The 17,793-nt window shown below is 29.2% G+C and carries 20 protein-coding genes; 15 read left to right on the top strand and 5 right to left on the bottom strand.

What is annotated here, in order from left to right; genetic code table 11:
- Positions 1-18: 18 nt before the first annotated feature.
- On the bottom strand, positions 19-918 hold the full coding sequence (gene xerD / locus EYW44_RS01160; protein ID WP_132721551.1) for a site-specific tyrosine recombinase XerD: 900 nt from the start codon (positions 916-918) through the stop codon (positions 19-21).
- 253 nt (positions 919-1,171) lie between these two features.
- On the opposite strand from xerD, the gene EYW44_RS01165 reads away from it, so the two are divergent.
- The 3 genes from EYW44_RS01165 (at position 1,172) to aroQ (ending at position 2,707) form a co-directional block, all read left to right on the top strand.
- Positions 1,172-1,681 carry an outer membrane beta-barrel protein gene (locus EYW44_RS01165; protein WP_132721553.1) on the top strand — a complete coding sequence of 170 codons (510 nt, stop codon included), beginning with the start codon at positions 1,172-1,174 and terminating at the stop codon, positions 1,679-1,681.
- 98 nt (positions 1,682-1,779) lie between these two features.
- Positions 1,780-2,277 (top strand): hypothetical protein, encoded by a 498-nt coding sequence (locus EYW44_RS01170; RefSeq protein ID WP_132721555.1) that lies wholly within the window; start codon positions 1,780-1,782, stop codon positions 2,275-2,277.
- Between the two features lie 13 nt (positions 2,278-2,290).
- Positions 2,291-2,707 (top strand): type II 3-dehydroquinate dehydratase, encoded by a 417-nt coding sequence (aroQ, locus tag EYW44_RS01175; protein WP_132721557.1) that lies wholly within the window; start codon positions 2,291-2,293, stop codon positions 2,705-2,707.
- Between the two features lie 11 nt (positions 2,708-2,718).
- Here aroQ and EYW44_RS01180 read toward each other — a convergent pair whose 3' ends face one another.
- Positions 2,719-4,143 carry a S41 family peptidase gene (locus EYW44_RS01180; RefSeq protein WP_165872130.1) on the bottom strand — a complete coding sequence of 475 codons (1,425 nt, stop codon included), beginning with the start codon at positions 4,141-4,143 and terminating at the stop codon, positions 2,719-2,721.
- Between the two features lie 239 nt (positions 4,144-4,382).
- Between EYW44_RS01180 and EYW44_RS01185 the strand changes: the two genes are divergently transcribed.
- The 12 genes from EYW44_RS01185 (at position 4,383) to EYW44_RS01240 (ending at position 15,956) form a co-directional block, all read left to right on the top strand.
- Positions 4,383-4,892 (top strand): RNA polymerase sigma factor, encoded by a 510-nt coding sequence (locus EYW44_RS01185; protein WP_132721561.1) that lies wholly within the window; start codon positions 4,383-4,385, stop codon positions 4,890-4,892.
- A complete protein-coding gene (locus EYW44_RS01190; RefSeq protein ID WP_132721563.1) occupies positions 4,879-5,355 on the top strand; it encodes a hypothetical protein in 477 nt (158 codons plus the stop codon). Before EYW44_RS01185 ends, EYW44_RS01190 begins: the two co-directional genes overlap by 14 nt.
- A gap of 44 nt (positions 5,356-5,399) precedes the next feature.
- On the top strand, positions 5,400-5,909 hold the full coding sequence (locus EYW44_RS01195; RefSeq protein WP_132721565.1) for a DUF4252 domain-containing protein: 510 nt from the start codon (positions 5,400-5,402) through the stop codon (positions 5,907-5,909).
- A 59-nt stretch (positions 5,910-5,968) separates the two neighbouring features.
- Positions 5,969-6,529: a DUF4252 domain-containing protein gene (locus EYW44_RS01200; RefSeq protein ID WP_132721567.1), complete on the top strand. Its 561-nt coding sequence runs from the start codon at positions 5,969-5,971 to the stop codon at positions 6,527-6,529.
- A gap of 200 nt (positions 6,530-6,729) precedes the next feature.
- The gene (locus tag EYW44_RS01205; protein ID WP_132721569.1) at positions 6,730-7,536 is read left to right on the top strand and encodes a hypothetical protein; all 807 of its coding nucleotides are present in this window, start codon (positions 6,730-6,732) and stop codon (positions 7,534-7,536) included.
- Positions 7,537-7,678: 142 nt separating this feature from the next.
- On the top strand, positions 7,679-9,535 hold the full coding sequence (locus EYW44_RS01210; protein ID WP_132721571.1) for a DNA topoisomerase IV subunit B: 1,857 nt from the start codon (positions 7,679-7,681) through the stop codon (positions 9,533-9,535).
- 4 nt (positions 9,536-9,539) lie between these two features.
- Positions 9,540-10,955 carry a glycine-rich domain-containing protein gene (locus EYW44_RS01215; RefSeq protein WP_132721573.1) on the top strand — a complete coding sequence of 472 codons (1,416 nt, stop codon included), beginning with the start codon at positions 9,540-9,542 and terminating at the stop codon, positions 10,953-10,955.
- Between the two features lie 50 nt (positions 10,956-11,005).
- Positions 11,006-13,696, top strand: coding sequence for a DNA gyrase/topoisomerase IV subunit A (locus EYW44_RS01220; protein ID WP_132721575.1), 2,691 nt, complete (start codon positions 11,006-11,008; stop codon positions 13,694-13,696).
- Positions 13,697-13,709: 13 nt separating this feature from the next.
- Positions 13,710-14,549, top strand: a complete 840-nt coding sequence (locus EYW44_RS01225; protein WP_132721577.1) for a mechanosensitive ion channel family protein — start codon at positions 13,710-13,712, stop codon at positions 14,547-14,549.
- Between the two features lie 10 nt (positions 14,550-14,559).
- On the top strand, positions 14,560-15,120 hold the full coding sequence (locus EYW44_RS01230; protein WP_132721579.1) for a hypothetical protein: 561 nt from the start codon (positions 14,560-14,562) through the stop codon (positions 15,118-15,120).
- Between the two features lie 22 nt (positions 15,121-15,142).
- Positions 15,143-15,508 (top strand): hypothetical protein, encoded by a 366-nt coding sequence (locus tag EYW44_RS01235; protein ID WP_132721581.1) that lies wholly within the window; start codon positions 15,143-15,145, stop codon positions 15,506-15,508.
- A 13-nt stretch (positions 15,509-15,521) separates the two neighbouring features.
- Entirely contained in the window at positions 15,522-15,956 is a 435-nt protein-coding gene (locus EYW44_RS01240; protein ID WP_132721583.1) for a hypothetical protein, read from the top strand.
- Positions 15,957-15,981: 25 nt separating this feature from the next.
- On the opposite strand, the gene EYW44_RS01245 is transcribed toward EYW44_RS01240, so the two are convergent.
- From EYW44_RS01245 to EYW44_RS01255, 3 genes are read right to left on the bottom strand one after another with little or no spacing between them, the layout of a single operon-like run.
- Positions 15,982-16,653 carry a pyridoxamine 5'-phosphate oxidase family protein gene (locus tag EYW44_RS01245; protein ID WP_132721585.1) on the bottom strand — a complete coding sequence of 224 codons (672 nt, stop codon included), beginning with the start codon at positions 16,651-16,653 and terminating at the stop codon, positions 15,982-15,984.
- Positions 16,654-16,673: 20 nt separating this feature from the next.
- A complete protein-coding gene (locus EYW44_RS01250) occupies positions 16,674-17,189 on the bottom strand; it encodes a GNAT family N-acetyltransferase (protein ID WP_132721587.1) in 516 nt (171 codons plus the stop codon).
- Positions 17,190-17,194: 5 nt separating this feature from the next.
- Positions 17,195-17,713 (bottom strand): DinB family protein, encoded by a 519-nt coding sequence (locus EYW44_RS01255; RefSeq protein WP_132721589.1) that lies wholly within the window; start codon positions 17,711-17,713, stop codon positions 17,195-17,197.
- Positions 17,714-17,793 lie beyond the last annotated feature (80 nt).

Here is a 17,793-nt window from a genome sequence, read left to right on the forward strand (position 1 = left end):
TTTATGCGCTTTATTTTCCTATTTATTTCTTGGATGAAACTCTTCAACTACTTTTTGTAAGTATTCATTATCTAAATGAACGTATATTTCTGTAGTAGTTATGCTCTCATGTCCTAACAATTGTTGAATAGCTCTTAAATCTACTCCTTGTTTTAATAAATGAGTAGCAAAAGAATGTCTTAAGGTGTGCGGACTAATTTTCTTTTCAATATTGGCTTTAGCTGTCAATTGTTTTATAATTGTAAAAATCATTTGACGAGTTAATCTTTTTCCTCTTCGATTTAAAAAAATGATATCAGTATCTTCTTTATGAGGTTCTATATGTGTTCTGATTTCATTTATATATATGTTTAAATATTTTATGGTCACTTCATGAATAGGGACTAATCTATATTTATCACCTTTACCAATCACGCGAATGTAACCTTCATCAAAAAAGAGATCAGATAGTTTAAGGTTTGTTAATTCACTTACACGTAAACCGCATCCATAAATAGTTTCAATAATTGTTCTGTTTCGTTCTCCTTGAGGATGCGAAAGTTCGATAGCGCGTATTATAGTGTCTATTTCTTCATTAGAAAGGGTGTCAGGTAATGTTCTTCCAGTTTTAGGAGCCTCAATTAAATCTAAAGGATTGTCTTCTCTATAATCTTCAAAAACCAAGTAATCAAAAAAACTTCTCAAACCAGAAATTATTCTAGCTTGTGTTTTTGGACTCACTATTTTAGATATCTCATAAATAAAATTTTGTATTTCTTTTTTTTGAATAAGAATAGAAGATGTTTCAATTTGAAATTCTTTAAGATAGTTTACAAGTTTTACAACATCTCTTTCATAACTATCTATAGAGTTATCTGATAAGCCTCTTTCAATTTGTAAGTATTGACGATAGTCTGCTATTTTTTGAATCCAATCCATTAGTCTTTCTTTCTATATATAAGATTATGTCTAATACAAATAAATGTACTCTTTTTGTAGTGAAAAAAGTTTATTTAAGCTAAAATTTTTAAAAAGGTTATTTTTAATTTTTCTATGTTGTTTAAAACGAGGTTGGTAAAAAAAGAATTAACCTATGATAACAAAAAAAGGTGTTTTTTAACATTAAAAAGGCTTTGCTATTTATAAAATAAGATTACTTTTGCCCCCGAATTAACTTAAATTATAAAAAATTATGAAAAAATTATTATTAGCTATTGCTATGGTAACTTTCGGAATTACATTAAATGCACAAGAAGGAACTTTCAACGTTGGTGCTAACATCGGTTTACCAGTAGGTGACGCTAGTGATGCTAGTTCTTTTGCTTATGGTGGTGAAATTAACTATTTATTCGGATTATCTGACGATTTCGAATTAGGAGCATCTTTTTCTTACTTACAATTTTTAGGTAAAGATCAAACTTTTACTGCAGGAGGAACATCTGTAACAGTTGAAGGACCAAGTAATGCTTTTTTACCAGTTGCTGCTGCTGCAAGGTATAATGTTTCTGAAAAGTTTGTATTAGGTGCTGACTTAGGTTACGCTATCGGTGTAGACACTGGTTTAGAAAGTGGATTTTACTACAGACCAATGGTAGGTTACAAAGTTATGGATAACATTACATTACAAGCTACTTACTCTGGAATCAGTGTAGATGGTTCTAATGCTGCTGTTATCGGATTAGGAGGATACTACTCTTTCTAATTTAGAATAAAAATATATTTTAAAAGAGGCTGTTTTTTAAACAGTCTCTTTTTTTATACCTTAAAAATATCTTTATATTCGTACGCAAATCTCTATATATGAAGAATAATCTAGTAATTGTTTTTATTTTATTTTCACTAAATAATCTATTTTCTCAAGAAGAAGTAAATGTGGGGGTGAATACAGGAATTACTATTGGTAACATAGAAAATTTTTCTACGTTTGCTTATGGTTTAGATGCTAATTACCTATTTGAAGTTTCTAATAATATTAAAGTAGGACCTTCGTTGAATTTTGTACTTTATTTGCCTAAAGAGTTTAATGGAGAAAGAAAGGATTCTTTCCTGTACATGCCTATCGGTGGTTCTGTAAGGTTTCATTCTGCTAGCGATGCTTTTTATTTTGGTATTGATGCAGGTTTTGCTGTGGGATTGTCTCCAAGTGGAGATAGAGGTGGTATCTTTTTTAAACCTCTATTAGGGTATAAGTTAACAGATAGCTTTAAATTTAACCTTTTCTATTCTGCTGTTAAAAAAAGACAGCCAACTTATAGTCATTTAGGTTTAGGTATTGTTTATAATCTTTGGGGTAGGTAAAAATATTTTTAAAATGAAATTAATAATTATAAATGGACCTAATTTAAATTTATTAGGTAAAAGAGAGCCAACTATATATGGAAATACATCTTTTGAGTCATTTTTTGAAGAAGAATTAAAAGAAAAGTATTCGAATGTAGAGTTGATATATTTTCAATCAAATATTGAAGGTGAAATAATCAATAAGATTCATGAAGTTGGTTTTTCTTATGACGGAATTGTTTTGAATGCAGCTGCTTACACACATACTTCAGTAGCAATAGGAGATGCAGTTAAAGCAATAGAAACTCCAGTTATTGAAGTTCATATTTCTAATGTTCATTCTAGAGAAAAATTTAGACATACAAGCTACATAGCTCCGAATGCTAAGGGAGTAATTTCTGGTTTTGGACTAAAAAGTTATGAATTAGCTATTCAAAGTTTTTTATAACTCCTTCTTATTTATTTAAGAGGAGTTAATAAAACTTCATTGGTAACATAGTTTTCTTTAGAGTTACCATGACGTCTGAATTCCGAAGGAACATCAGATGTAGTACTATTAATAATATTATCTATTGCAAAATCTAAAATAGGGTCAGTTCTTTCACCTAATTCTCCTAAATTACCATAATCTTCCGCTAATGTTTGTGATGCAGTGATTCTGCTATTTATCGCATCTTTGTTTAGTACAGTTGCAACGTTAGGAAGTAATGCATAATTATGGCTAGGATTTATTTCAAATTTCTTGTAATTTTCAGAATCATATAAAACAGAAAAGGCATTGTAAACACCTTTAGTGTTTTCTCCTATGGTATGAACATCAATATGAGAAGCTAAACCATTAATTAAAACTTCAGAAGCTGAAGCTGTTTTATTAGACGTTAAAAAATATACCTTAGTAAGATTTAAAGCATTTAAAGGATTTCTGTTAGGAAGAATATCAGTGATTAAAGTTTCTAATAATTGTGTGCTTCTGTTGGTGTTTACTTTATTATTCCATACTTCAGAGGCTAAAACTTCACCTTTTAATTGACCAGCAATCAAACTAGCTAAAATATTCACAGCTTCAATAGATCCATTAGAAGTGTATCGTAAGTCAACAATTAATTCGTCAATAGCTTCTGTTCTAAAATTAGCAAAAGCAATATTCAATTCATTTAAAAACTCATTATTGAATTCATTATATAACAAATAACCTATTTTGGTAGTTCCTTCAGTAAATGTTTTATTAATTGCAACAGGATCTGGTGAGATTGTTTCTGCTACTAAATCAATGACGGCTGGAGTAGTTGTAGGTGAAGCAGGAGTAATCATTGGATTACCATTATTATAGTTATCAGCCAACGTAATAGAATATCCTGTAGGATTGTTCAATAATAAACCTCTGTAGTTTGCTCTAGTTAATGGGGTGTCATTTACAGCTGTAAAAATCATACCTCTTGTTACACCGTTACGAGAAGCGCTAGAATTAGGGTGTACATAAGAAACAAATGCAAAAACATTTTCAGAATTGTCTCTGAAATTAACAATTTCAAATTCCATTCCTGTAGTAAGAATAACACCTTTTAATTGTTCTTCTAAAATATTGAAATCTTCATGAAGAGTAGAAACAGAATCAATATCAATAGGTCTGTATAATAAACTTTGAAAAATAGTATTAGGTTCATCAAATCCAGCTAAATAAGTGTTTAGTTGTTCTCTGGTAGAAAATCTTCTGTCAGATAAATCGCTAATTTCACCTTGCCATCTGTAATAAGCATTTAAACCTGTCCAAACAAAATCATTCACTTCTAAATCACCAGGAACAAATTCATCTTTACTACAATTAAATAAAGAGAAGAAAGTTATTAAAAGCAATAATACTTTGTAGGTCATGTTTCGTTTCATTCGTATACTTTTTATATTTTCAATTAACATTACACTCGTTTTAAATCTAGCTTTCATAACAAAATAATTACTCTTAATAATTGTAAATTTATAATTAAAATTACAATGTACCTATAGTATTTAACGTAATTTATGTAAAAATTAGTATTTATTTGAAATATAATTGTAACAAAAAAAACACTGGCTCGTCGTAAGTGTGTAAAAGAAGTTAATACAACTAACAATTAAGTAACCAAACTATGAACCAATCAGACTTTTTAAAAGCTGTTTTACCCTTTAAAGATAAGGTGTTTCGTTTAGCAAAACGCTTGCTTGTATCGAGAGAGGAAGCAGAAGATGCGACACAAGAGCTTTATTTTAAATTATGGAGAAACAAGGAAAAATTGGCTACTTATAAGAATGTAGAAGCTTTTGCAATGACAATGACAAAAAATTATTGTTTTGATAGATTAAAATCGAAACAAGCTAGCAACTTAACATTGGTGCATAGCAATTATAAAGAAAAAGAAACATTGTTAGAAAAGAAAGTAGAATATAAGGATAGTGTAAACCAAGTGCATGAGCTTATAGAAAATTTGCCCGAACAGCAAAGAATGATTATTCAGTTAAGAGATATTGAACAATATGATTTTAACGAAATATGTGAAATGGTAAATATGAAGCCAACAGCAGTTCGAGTAGCTTTATCTAGAGCTCGCAAAACAATAAGAGAAGCGTTAATTAAAAAACATAACTATGGAGTTAGCTAACATAGAAAAGTTATTAGAAAAATACTTAGAAGCGGAAACTTCTGTAAGAGAAGAGCAATTATTAAGAACATATTTTACATCGGGTAATGTAGCTCCACATTTACAAGAATACGTAGCGCTGTTTGAGTATTTTAAAGAAAGTCAAAGTGAAGTTTGTGATACAATCATTCAGTTAAAACCTAAGAAAACAAAAAGTAAGAACTTAAAATGGTTATCAATAGCAGCATCTTTAACTTTAGTCGTAAGTATTTATTTAGGAAAGCAAGAGCATGATAAATATGTAGCAAAACAACAATATGCTCAAGTAAAAGAAGCATTGTTGCAGGTTTCATTCAATTTAAATAAAGGAAATGACGCATTGTATGCAGTTTCAAACAATTTAAATAAAGGAAGAGAAGCTGTTGGTAAATTAGGTACCTACGATTCAACTGTGAAAACAGTACTTAACAAAGTAAATTATTAATTAAAAAAGTAAACAAGTAAACCCAAGTTTAAAAATTAGAAATCATGAAAAAAGTAATCATATTATTAGCATTTATATTTGCCGCTAACGTAGGATTTAGTCAATCTATGTTTGATAAATTAGAGTATTTAGATGAAGTTTCATCTGTAGTTGTAACCAAGGATGCTTTTGAGTTAATTAAAAAGTTTCCAGATGCGCAATCTGAAGATATGGAAATTATTAATACAGCGAAATCATTAGAAGAGTTAAAAGTTTTTTCTACTGAAGATATGAAAATAGCAGCTCAAATGGATGAAATGGTTAATAAGGCTATTAAAAGTTCAAACTTAACTCAGTTAATGAGAGTAAAAGATAAAGGATCTAGAGTTAAAATTTACATCAAATCTACAAGTAATAAAGATATTGTAAGTGAGGTTTTAATGTATGTGAAAAGTTCTGATAAAGAAGACAAAGATGATAAGCCTTCAGCAACTATTATTTCATTAACAGGAGAAATAGATGTAAACAAACTAGCAAAAATAGCTGGTAACTACGAGAAAAAATCGAACAAATAATTTTAATCTAATACATAACCAAGAGGAAAAATTCCTCTTGGTTTAAAAATATAAATTCCATGAAAAAACTATATACTACCATATCAATACTGTTTTTGGCAGTTTTTTTGAATTCTTGCCAAAAGGAACTAACCTTGCAAAAATACTTGGTTGAAAGTCAGTCTAATGACAACTTTACAACATTAGATTTTTCAACAAGTACACTGCCTTTTGATTTAAAGGAAGATGTATCTGAAGAAGATTTAAAAGCTTTTAAAAGTGTTAAAAAAGTTAATATTGCATTCTTAGCTAAATCTGATGCAAGTGAAGAAGAGTTAACAACTGAAAAAAATAAGCTAAGAAGTATTTTTAAAGATTCAGAATATAAAACATTAATGAAGTTTAATGACAAAATAGGAAGAGGAACTATTTATTACTTAGGTGAAACAACTGATGATATTAAAGAAATTGTTGGGGTTGTTGAAGCTGAAAAATTTGGAGTAGGAATTGCTAGATTGTTAGGAGAAAAAATGGATCCTTCTGCTATTATGAAAATGGTAAATAGTAGTAAGATAGATCAAGATAATGCAGGTTTAAAATCTATAGCAAGTATGTTTAATAAGAAAAGTAGTTCTAAATAAGAACATAATAAGCAATTAAAACTTTTAAAAAAATCTCTGTTGATATTTAAATTCGACAGAGATTTTTTATTGTAATTAATTTAAAACTGATTTTAAATTAACATTGAGACTTTTATGATAACAGAAAATTAAATTTATAGTTTAGATAACTTTTAAACCAATGAATAAATTTCAGGATAAAATAATTTAATCTCAAAAAAATGAAAAAAATTACACTAAAATTTATCTGTATTGTTTGTTTAACAGCATTTGGTTTTAATTTAAAAGCTCAAAAAAATACAAGTAACTCTTTAAATTCAATAATTACATCTGGAGAAGTTATTACTAATAGTAATGAAAAAGCAACTTCAGCGTTAAGAACTCTTACTGTTGAGTACTTTTTTGGTCAAACGCCAAATACAACAGGTTTTTTAGCAATTATAAATAAAGAGTTTGCTACTATTGAAGAATATTCTGATGAAATTATTTCTTTTGCTTACAATGCTGAAAATTTAAATCCAAATTTAGAAGTAGATGAAATTGTTTTTGGAGCTTCTCAAATAGAAGGAATTGGTGATGGTGTAGAAAACGATTCTCAAGCATTAGTTACAGCTATAAACAGTAATAACGTATCAGAAGTTCAAAGATTGATAGGGAAAATTAACCAAGGTTTTATTGGTGTTTCTAATTATGTTGAAGAAATCATAGATGTTGCTAAAGATTTAAAAGAAATTCCACAAACATTTAATGTAAGAATTGAGTTAGTTGATAATAATGGAAATTCAATATCAGCAGATACCTTACCAGGATATTTTGCGCAAAATTTAGCAACGAATGTATATTTTTCCGCAGGAGAAAATCAAGGAGATCCAATAGATTTGTTTTTTAATTTAGAAGAAGGATCATATCGTTTTGACGCTTTTGATGGATACTTTGATGGAGCGAGTAGTAAAACAATAACATTATCAAATGATCTTGTAGAGGCAGATGGATTCATTGTAGTTACTTTAAGATATTGGTCAGAATAGTCTAAAAAATAGATTAAAATACCCAACGTCAACGTTTTTAACATCGTTGGCGTTTTTTGTTAATTAAATCCTGATTATATTCTTTTTAAAAATAAAGCTAAGTACTATATTAGCGGTTCATACCTCAACTTTACTGATTTTTATGACGCAAGAAACGAAATATACCGAAGATAATATACGATCACTCGATTGGAAGGAACATATCCGAATGCGACCTGGAATGTACATTGGGAAGCTAGGAGATGGATCTTCGCCAGATGATGGTATTTATATTTTGGTTAAAGAGGTTTTAGATAACTCTATTGATGAATTTGTAATGGGTACTGGTAAAACCATAGAAGTATCTATTCAAGGAAATAAAGTAATTGTTAGAGATTACGGTCGTGGTATCCCTTTAGGGAAAGTAGTTGACGTGGTTTCTAAAATGAATACAGGAGGTAAATACGATAGTAGAGCCTTTAAAAAGTCAGTAGGTTTAAACGGAGTTGGTACCAAAGCAGTAAATGCATTATCTACTTTTTTTAGGGTAGAAAGTACACGTGATGGTAAATCTGCTTCAGCAGAATTTGAAAAAGGGAATCTTACAAATCAAGACCTTTTAGAAGAAACATCTAGAAGAAGAGGAACTAAAGTAACATTTATTGCAGATGATGCTATTTTTAAAAACTATAAATACCGTCCTGAGTATGTAATTCGTCTACTAAAAAACTATGTATACTTAAATCCAGGGTTAACAATTGTTTTCAATGGAGAAAAGTATTATTCAGAAAATGGATTAAAGGATTTATTAGAAGATAACAACAATCAAGAAGATATGTTGTATCCAATAATTCATTTAAAAGGAGATGATATTGAAGTTGCAATGACGCATAGTAAAACGCAATATTCAGAAGAATATCATTCGTTTGTAAATGGTCAAAATACTACACAAGGAGGTACACACCAAGCAGCGTTTAGAGAAGCAGTTGTTAAAACAATCAGAGAGTTTTATGGTAAAAATTTTGAAGCTTCAGATATACGTAAATCAATAATAGCAGCCATTTCTATTAAAGTAATGGAACCTGTTTTTGAAAGTCAAACAAAAACAAAGTTAGGTTCTACCGAAATGGGAGGTGATTTACCAACAGTTCGTACTTATATCAATGACTTTGTAAAAAATAAGTTAGATAATTATCTACACAAGAATACAGTAATTGCTGAAACATTACAGAAAAAGATTTTACAAGCAGAAAAAGAGCGTAAAGAACTTTCTGGAATACGAAAACTAGCAAGAGATAGAGCTAAAAAAGCAAATTTACATAACAAAAAATTACGTGATTGTCGTATTCATTTTGGTGATACTAAAAAGGAAGATTATTTAAATACAACTTTATTTATAACGGAGGGAGATTCGGCTTCTGGATCAATCACTAAGTCAAGAAATGTTAACACTCAAGCCGTTTTTAGTTTAAAGGGAAAACCTTTAAATTCTTACGGATTAACCAAGAAAATTGTATACGAAAACGAGGAGTTTAATTTATTGCAAGCTGCTTTAAATATTGAAGATGGTTTAGAAGGATTACGATATAACAACATTGTAATTGCAACTGATGCCGATGTAGATGGTATGCATATTCGTTTGTTATTAATAACCTTCTTTTTACAGTTTTTTCCAGAAGTAATTAAAGAGGGGCATTTATACATTTTAGAAACACCTTTATTTAGAGTTCGTAATAAAAAGGAAACACATTATTGTTATTCCGAAGCTGAAAAACAAGCTGCTATCAATAAATTGAGAGGAAAACCTGAAATTACACGATTTAAAGGACTTGGGGAGATTTCTCCAAACGAATTTGTTCATTTTATAGGTGATGATATTCGTTTAGATCCTGTAATGCTAGATAAAGAAATGTCTATAGATCAGATGCTTCAATTCTATATGGGGAAAAATACACCTGATAGACAAAAATTTATCATTCAAAATTTAAAGGTTGAACAAGATATTGTAGAGGAAAGTTAAATACATGAATAAAGAAGAAAAATTGCTCTGGGAAAATGTGAGAGATTTTAAGTTAGATCACCCAGAAGAAGATTATGGTTTTTCAATAAAGCTGTCATACGAAAATAATTGGTCTATTAAGTTTACAGAAGATGCTATTTTAGAATATAAAAAGTTTATGTTTTTAGCAGCTGTTTCAAAGAAAATGGTCTCACCATCTCATATTATTGATATTGTCTGGCATTTACATTTGACTTTTTCTGAATCATATCAGCAGTTTTGTGATCTTTTAGGTAAAAATATAAAGCATATTCCATCAACAGGAAGAGTAGGTGAACAAGAAAATTTAGCTAATGCAGTAAGTTTTACAGCTGATAAATATGAAAAATACTTTAAGACTAAAAATGAAGTAATCTGGACTACTCAATCTTTTGAGGATAATATACAGATTAACAAGGTTGACGAAAGATTGAATAATATAATTGATGATAAAAGTAAGCTGTTGTTGATAGGGTTAGTTCTATTAATACCAGCAGTTATGTTATGGAAACCTATCTTATTAATGATAGATAATCCGGGGTTTGTAACGATAACTCTTTTTGCTTTTTTGGGATTAATTGGTATTTTAGATATAGTAATTGGTTACAGTGTAAAAAAGGCATTTGAAGAATTAATTTTTAAAAATCCATATTTAAGAAAATTAACCAAAGAAGAAATTATTGAAGTAGCTGAACAAAGTTTACATAAGTTAGTATTATATAAATGCAATGATTTATTTGATAAAAGCTTTTTAAAAGTTTCTGATGAAGACGATAAAGCGGCAGTATCATTAAAAAAAACAAGAACAGAAGAAGAGGATGTTTATGAAAATGCAGTTCTTAATTATATAGAAAGGTTTCCTGACGACAGTTTAAGAGTTGCTATTAATGAAATTAAGAATAAATCATTATTTAAAAGATTATCTAATGTAGCAGATTTGATCATAGATAAAGTTTTACATTCTAAAGAGTTAATTCAAGGTAAAATTTATGCTTTAATTTTACTTTTTGTTTTTTATTCTTTTATTTTTTCTAGATTGATCATTGGTTTTTTACGTCAAAAACCTTTATCTGTTTTAATGATAGTAACTATTGCACTATTGGTAATTTCTTACTGGTATTTTTCTACTGTTTATCAAAGAAAATTAAAAAGGAAATTCTTATCAGAAATAAATAGTTATATAGATACAAAAGACGATTATTTAAGAAAAATTATAAATAATGAACATATCATATTAGTAGGAACTTTAACGGTACTCTTGGGAAATCAATTGAGTAAAGCAAAAGGTTCTTCTAATTGGTTTTTTGGAGATAGTTCTTGTACTACAAGTTGTTCTTCTTCTTGTAGCTCATGTAGCTCTTGTAGTTCATGCAGTTCTTGTGGAGGATGTGGTGGAGACTAATAATTTATTTATATTTAAAAAATAACACTCAAAGCGTATAAAGTTAATACATGAGCGAAGAAAATAACAATTACGAACACGACGAAGAATTAACCAACGAAAATCAATCAGAAAATACAGAAACCATTACTAAGGTAACTGGTATGTACAAAGATTGGTTTTTAGATTATGCTTCGTATGTAATTTTAGAAAGAGCAGTACCTTCCATTGAAGATGGTTTTAAGCCTGTGCAACGTCGTATTATGCATTCTATGAAAGATTTAGATGATGGGCGTTATAACAAGGTAGCAAACATTGTAGGTCATACAATGCAGTATCACCCACATGGTGATGCTTCTATTGCAGATGCCATGGTGCAAATGGGACAAAAAGAGCTTTTAATTGATATGCAGGGTAACTGGGGGAATATCTTAACAGGAGATAGAGCTGCAGCATCGCGTTATATTGAAGCACGTTTATCTAAATTTGCATTAGATGTTGTTTTCAATGCTAAAACTACAGAATGGCAGTTATCTTATGATGGTCGTAAAAAAGAACCAGTAAACCTTCCTGTAAAGTTCCCATTGTTACTTGCACAAGGAGCTGAAGGTATTGCAGTAGGACTTTCAACAAAAATTCTTCCTCATAACTTTAATGAATTAATTGATGCATCCATTAAGTATTTAAAAGGTCGTAGTTTTACAATTGTTCCAGATTTTTTAACAGGAGGTGTTGCTGATTTTACCAATTACAGTGATGGTAAAAGAGGAGGAAAGGTACGTGTAAGAGCAAAAATATCTCAGCTTGACAAGAAAACATTAGTAATAACTGAAATTCCATTCGGAACTACTACAACTTCTTTAATTGATAGCATATTAAAAGCGAACGATAAAGGAAAAATTAAAATAAAGAAAATAGAAGATAATACGGCTGCAGATGTAGAAATTGTAGTGCATTTACCACCAAATATTTCTCCAGATAAAACAATTGATGCTCTTTATGCATTTACCAATTGTGAGAATTCTATTTCACCGTTATGTTGTATTATTGAAGATAACAAACCTATTTTTATTGGTGTTTCTGAAGTACTTAAAAAGTCTACTGACTTTACGGTAGAATTATTAAAAAGAGAACTAGAAATTCAATTAAATGAGTTAGAAGAACAATGGCATTTTTCTTCTTTAGAACGAATTTTTATTGAAAATAGAATTTATCGTGATATTGAAGAACAAGAAACTTGGGATGGTGTAATTGAGGCAATTGACAAAGGATTGGCGCCACATGTTACACATTTAAAACGTGCAGTAACCGAAGAAGATATTGTAAAGCTTACTGAAATCAGAATTAAAAAGATTTCGAAGTTTGATATTGATAAGGCTAAGCAGTTTATAGAAAGCTTAGAAGAAAAAATTGCTGAAGTAAAACATCATTTAGATAACTTAATAGAATTTGCTATTGATTATTATAAAGAATTAAAAGCAAAATATGGAAAAGGAAAAGAACGTAAAACAGAAATCAGAATTTTTGATGATATCGTAGCTACTAAAGTGGTTATGAGAAATGCCAAACTTTATGTAAATAGAGAAGAAGGATTCATTGGAACTTCTTTGAAAAAAGATGAGTTTGTATCTGATTGTGCAGATATTGATGACATCATAGTTTTCAAAGAAGATGGAAAAATGTTAGTAACCAAAGTAGGATCTAAAACTTTTGTTGGTAAAGGCATTATCCATATTGCAGTATTTAAGAAAAAAGACAAAAGAACCGTGTACAATATGATGTACAAGGATGGTACTCGTGGACCAAGTTATATGAAACGTTTCAATGTTACCTCAGTAACCAGAGATAAAGAATATGATTTAACAAACGGGAATAAAGGTTCTAAAGTATTATACTTTACAGCGAACCCAAATGGTGAAGCTGAAATAGTGACTGTTTTATTGAGAGCAGTAGGGAGTATTAAAAAATTAAAATGGGATATAGACTTTGCAGATTTAGCTATTAAAGGAAGATCTGTAAGAGGAAATTTAATTACTAAACAAAGTATTAAGAAAATTGAATTTAAAGAAGCTGGGGTTTCTACTTTAAAGCCTCGTAAAATTTGGTTTGATGATACTGTGAAGAGATTAAATGTTGATGAAAGAGGAGAGCTGTTAGGAGAGTTTAAGGCAGAAGATAAAATATTAATAGTATCCCAATCAGGTAAAGCAAAAGCGGTTACTCCAGATTTGGCAATGCATTTTACCAATGATATGATTGTACTAGAAAAATGGAAGCCTAAAAAACCAATTTCAGCTATTTATTACGACGGTCATAAAGAACGTTATTTTGTGAAGAGATTTTTATTAGAGTCTACAGATAAAGAAGAAGTATTTATTACAGATCATGAAAAATCTCAGTTACAAATTGTAGCTACTGATTACAGACCTGTAGTAGAAATTGTGTTTTCTAAACGTAGTTTACCTAGAATGGAAGTAAATTTTGAAGATTTTATATCTATCAAAGGAATTAAAGCAGTAGGTAATCAATTAACAGCAGCTAAAATAAGAACGATTAACTTTTTAGAGTCACTTCCATATGAAGAGGAACCAGAGGAAGTGCCTGTTGAAGAAGTTACTGAAAACGTGGAAAATGTAGAAGAGGATGCGGTTGAAAGACCATCTAATATGGTAAGTAAAGAAGATAAAGCTAAAAAGGCGCTTGAAAATGCCATTAAAAAGAAGAAAGAAGGCGATGATGAAAGTCAGACAGCTTTATTTTAGATACTAACTTTATATGCAGAAAATACTTACATATCTACTAGACTTAGATTCTTTACTAGGAATTTCACTCTACATATTTTTGGTAGTATTTACTGCATGGATTTTATCAAGAATTATAAGATATCTGATTCTGTTGATAATCAAATCAAGAACATCAGAACGTTTTGGTAGAACCAGTATTCAATTTTTAAGAAATTCCGTAAAGTTTTTTATCGGAATTTTTGCTTTGGTGTATATCATACTTACAGTTCCTTTATTTAGAAGTAAAGCCACAATTATTTTTTCTGGAGCAGGTATTATTGCAGCTGTAATTGGTTTTGCTGCTCAAGCTGCCTTATCGAATTTAATAGCAGGGGCTTTTATCGTAATTTTTAAACCTTTTAGAGTAGGAGATTACATAAAATTAGATACAGAGCGTGTAGGAATAGTAGAAGATATTACTTTAAGACATACAGTAATTAATAATTTTGAAAACAAAAGATTAATTATACCTAACTCTGTAATTAGTACCGATTCTGTTTTAAATCACACCATACAAGATTCTCACGTACTTAGTTTTAATAATTTTAAAGTTGGAGTGAAAGCTGATATTGATTTGGCTAGAAAAATTATTCAGGAAGAAGCTTTTAAATTACCTAATGTAATTAAAGATGAAATGAATAATAGCGGAGAAATTGATGTTAGAGTAATTGATATTCATTCCGATCATATTCATTTACGGGCTTATGTGTGGTTGGTTGAACCTTTTAAAGAATTTAAAACAAAATGTAAATTGAAAGAAGCGGTTCACAAACGATTTATAAAAGAGGGAGTAGATTTACCAATTCCGATTCATAAACAAATCAACTTATAAATTTACAGCTATGAAAGAAATACTTGAAAAGTATAGAAAAACCAATGATAATACCATTCTAGAAGAGTTTAGATGTCAAAAAAACGATTATTGGGATGATAATTATTGGAAAAGGAGCGAGTTAATTTTTACTCTTTACAATGATTTTAGTCCGTCTGATAAAGTTCTAATAAAATGGCTAATAGCAGAAGAATTGGAAGGTCAAGAAGTAGAAATTCCAACAGAAACGATTCAGTTATGTGCTTTTATGTTGTATAAAATAATGGATTTTGAAGATATTTATGACTTGTATAGTGTAAAATATGGAGGAGGAACAGATTTAGAGTGCACAACTGATATCGAGCTTGTTTTTGGTATTGATAAAGAGTTAACGAAAGAGTATTTAAAAAAGGTTTCAACAAAAAAGAGTAAAGAAGTATTAGGGTGTATAGAGCATTATGAAAGTTTTGAGAATGCTGTATATAAAAGTCGTGATGAGTATATTGAATATTTTGAAAGTAAAAGAATTAATATGTTAATTGCCGATTTTGAAGATACTAAAGAGTATTTATCAGAAAAAAATAACTCATAATACTTTTTGATGTAAAGCAACAATGAAAAAGCTGATGTCCAATATTTTTTCACTAGGTGTAAGATCGTATCCAGGTTCAGAAAAATATTTCCTTCCAGTTATGATCATTGTTTTTTTAGTACTTGGTTACACTTGGTATTCCGTAAATAAAAAAGTGAACTTACAAAGGAAGTTTGCTAGTTACCTAGAAAACAATTTAGATAAGGATTTTACATTTCATTTAGAAGATTTTAATAATTGTTTTAAAACTAAATTTAGAACAATAAATGAATTGAGTAAGTTTCTTCAATTAACAAAAAGAGATTTCGATAATTTACATTTTTATAAAATATCTTTTCAGTTCAAAGTTAAATCTGATAATATCAATATTGTTTCTTATAAAAAGTAAAATTCTATAAATAATGAAAGAAAACAAATGTAGGATTGCTGATGCCATGAATACTTACAATACAGCCTTAGGAATTATAAAATCTAAAGGATATAAAATTTTCTTGTATCCTGATGAACGAGAGGAGTATTTAGGTGATTTTTGGGCTGTAAAAGAAGAAAGGCAATTTATTGGTTCAGATCCATTACGATTGCTGGGAATAATTTCTATATGGGAACATACAGGAGATGATTGGCAAATAAATAGTTATGAAGATAAAGATTGGTATGACGAAATTTTGTCAAGAGCATTACCCGATGATACTGAAGATTTTAAAAAGTTAACCGAAACAGACTTCAATGAAATGGTAACTGATTATAAAATATTTTTTCATAAAATTCTTAATAAACCATTTCCAGACAATCCATCTAGAGAAGAAATGTTTCAATTAATAGATTCAATATATTAAGGTTAACCTTTTAAAATCTTAATTATTAAGCTAGTGTTGCTTTATTTTTTTCGTAATAATCAATAATATGCTTTGGTGTTTGAACACTATCGGCTAGTTTATCATCAGAAATAGGTTTTTCAGCAATTTGCTTTATAGGTATAACTCCAGCCCAAATAGGCAAATTTTCATCAGCAGGTTCGTCATTCACACCTTCAGCTCTAACTTTAGCCGAAGCTTGTTCTATGGTAAATTCAACAATAATAGTTCTATCTAACTCTTGTTGAGTCATAGTTCGTAAACTATCCCATCTATCAGGAGTCATATTGTTAATGGTCTTTTCTAATATCTCTGTTTTTCTAGCATCATCATCTATTTTTTGTAAAGATCCAAACAAGGTAACTGATCTATAATTTACGCTATGATGAAGACCAGAACGTGCTAATACTAATCCGTCTAAATGAGTAATATTTATAGATGTTTTTTTACTTTCAAGAATAGAAAGTAACATTCTATTTCCGGTAGAACCATGAAAATATAATTTATCACCATCTTTTGCATAAGCCATTGGTATAGATATTGGGTAACCATCATAAATATATCCAACATGTGCTAAAAAACCAGCATCTATAATTTCATGAACTACTTTTTTATCGTAAACAGCTCTATTAGCTCCTCTTTTAACACGATTTAGTTTACTTTTTTCAAATTCTTCCATAATTTTAAATTTATTGTTCTCTATAGTTTTTTTGATAAAATAGGATTATCATATCCTTTTTTACCTATTTGAAAAGAGATGTTTCCTACTTTTTCAAAATCATACTTTTCATAAAAATGAATAGCTCTGGTGTTTTTAATGTATACAGATAACCAAATGGTATCAAAGTTTAGTTCTTCAGCTTTTTTAATTACAAGATTACATAACTCGTAACCATATTTCATAGCAATAAACTCATCAAGAATATAAATTCTTTCCAGTCTACAGCTGTTATTTGAAGAAACACAATCTATGGTTGCGTTTAATACAAGTTTAGCATAACCAATAGGAAATTTGTCTTTATAAACTATATAATAGATGTTATTTTTATTTTGTAATTCTTCTAAAGTTTTTTCGGTAGAGAAAGCTTTATCAAGGTATGCGGTTAAATTTGTTTTGTCTTCAATATATCCACCATGAGATTCTCTAAAAGTAACTCTACCTAGCAAAGCAAGCATTTCAAAATCACTTGCACTCGCTATCTTAAATTCTACCATTATTGTTATAAATATAGTTCTGTAATTACTTTTTGGTGCCAAATATCATGACCAGGTATAATAAAAGCAGCTGCTCTAGCAGATAAATTACTTCCGCCAGCCTTACCTACAAAACACAAATCTTCATTGTTTAAAGTATTTAATAAATACATAGAATTGGTTCTATTTATTTTAAACTCTCCCAATAAATCAGTAATACTTTTATCATTAGCTTTAGAAGGAGCGATATATATATTTTGATCAAAACTTGTTAAGTCTTCAGGATCTCTTCTAGCAATTCTAAAACAACGATTCATAAAAATACGTTCTGTATCAATGATGTGTTGAAATACTTCTTTAACAGTCCATTTTTCAGGTTGATATTTATACTCAAGTTTGTCGTTTGAAATATTACTGAAGAAATTATAAGTGTTTTTCATTCCTTCAGAAAAACTTTCTTTTAGGTTGATGTTTTCAGGTAATTGATCAATATATCTTTTAAAATATTCGTTGAATTCAGAATTATTTAATTCACTTCTATTCATGTTAGTTTTCTTATTTATACTTCAAAAGTAGTATTTTTATGGACTACTATAAGCATCCAGAAGAAAAACAATAAGTAGTC

Source organism: Tenacibaculum sp. M341 (genome assembly GCF_004337695.1).
Lineage (GTDB): Bacteria > Bacteroidota > Bacteroidia > Flavobacteriales > Flavobacteriaceae > Polaribacter.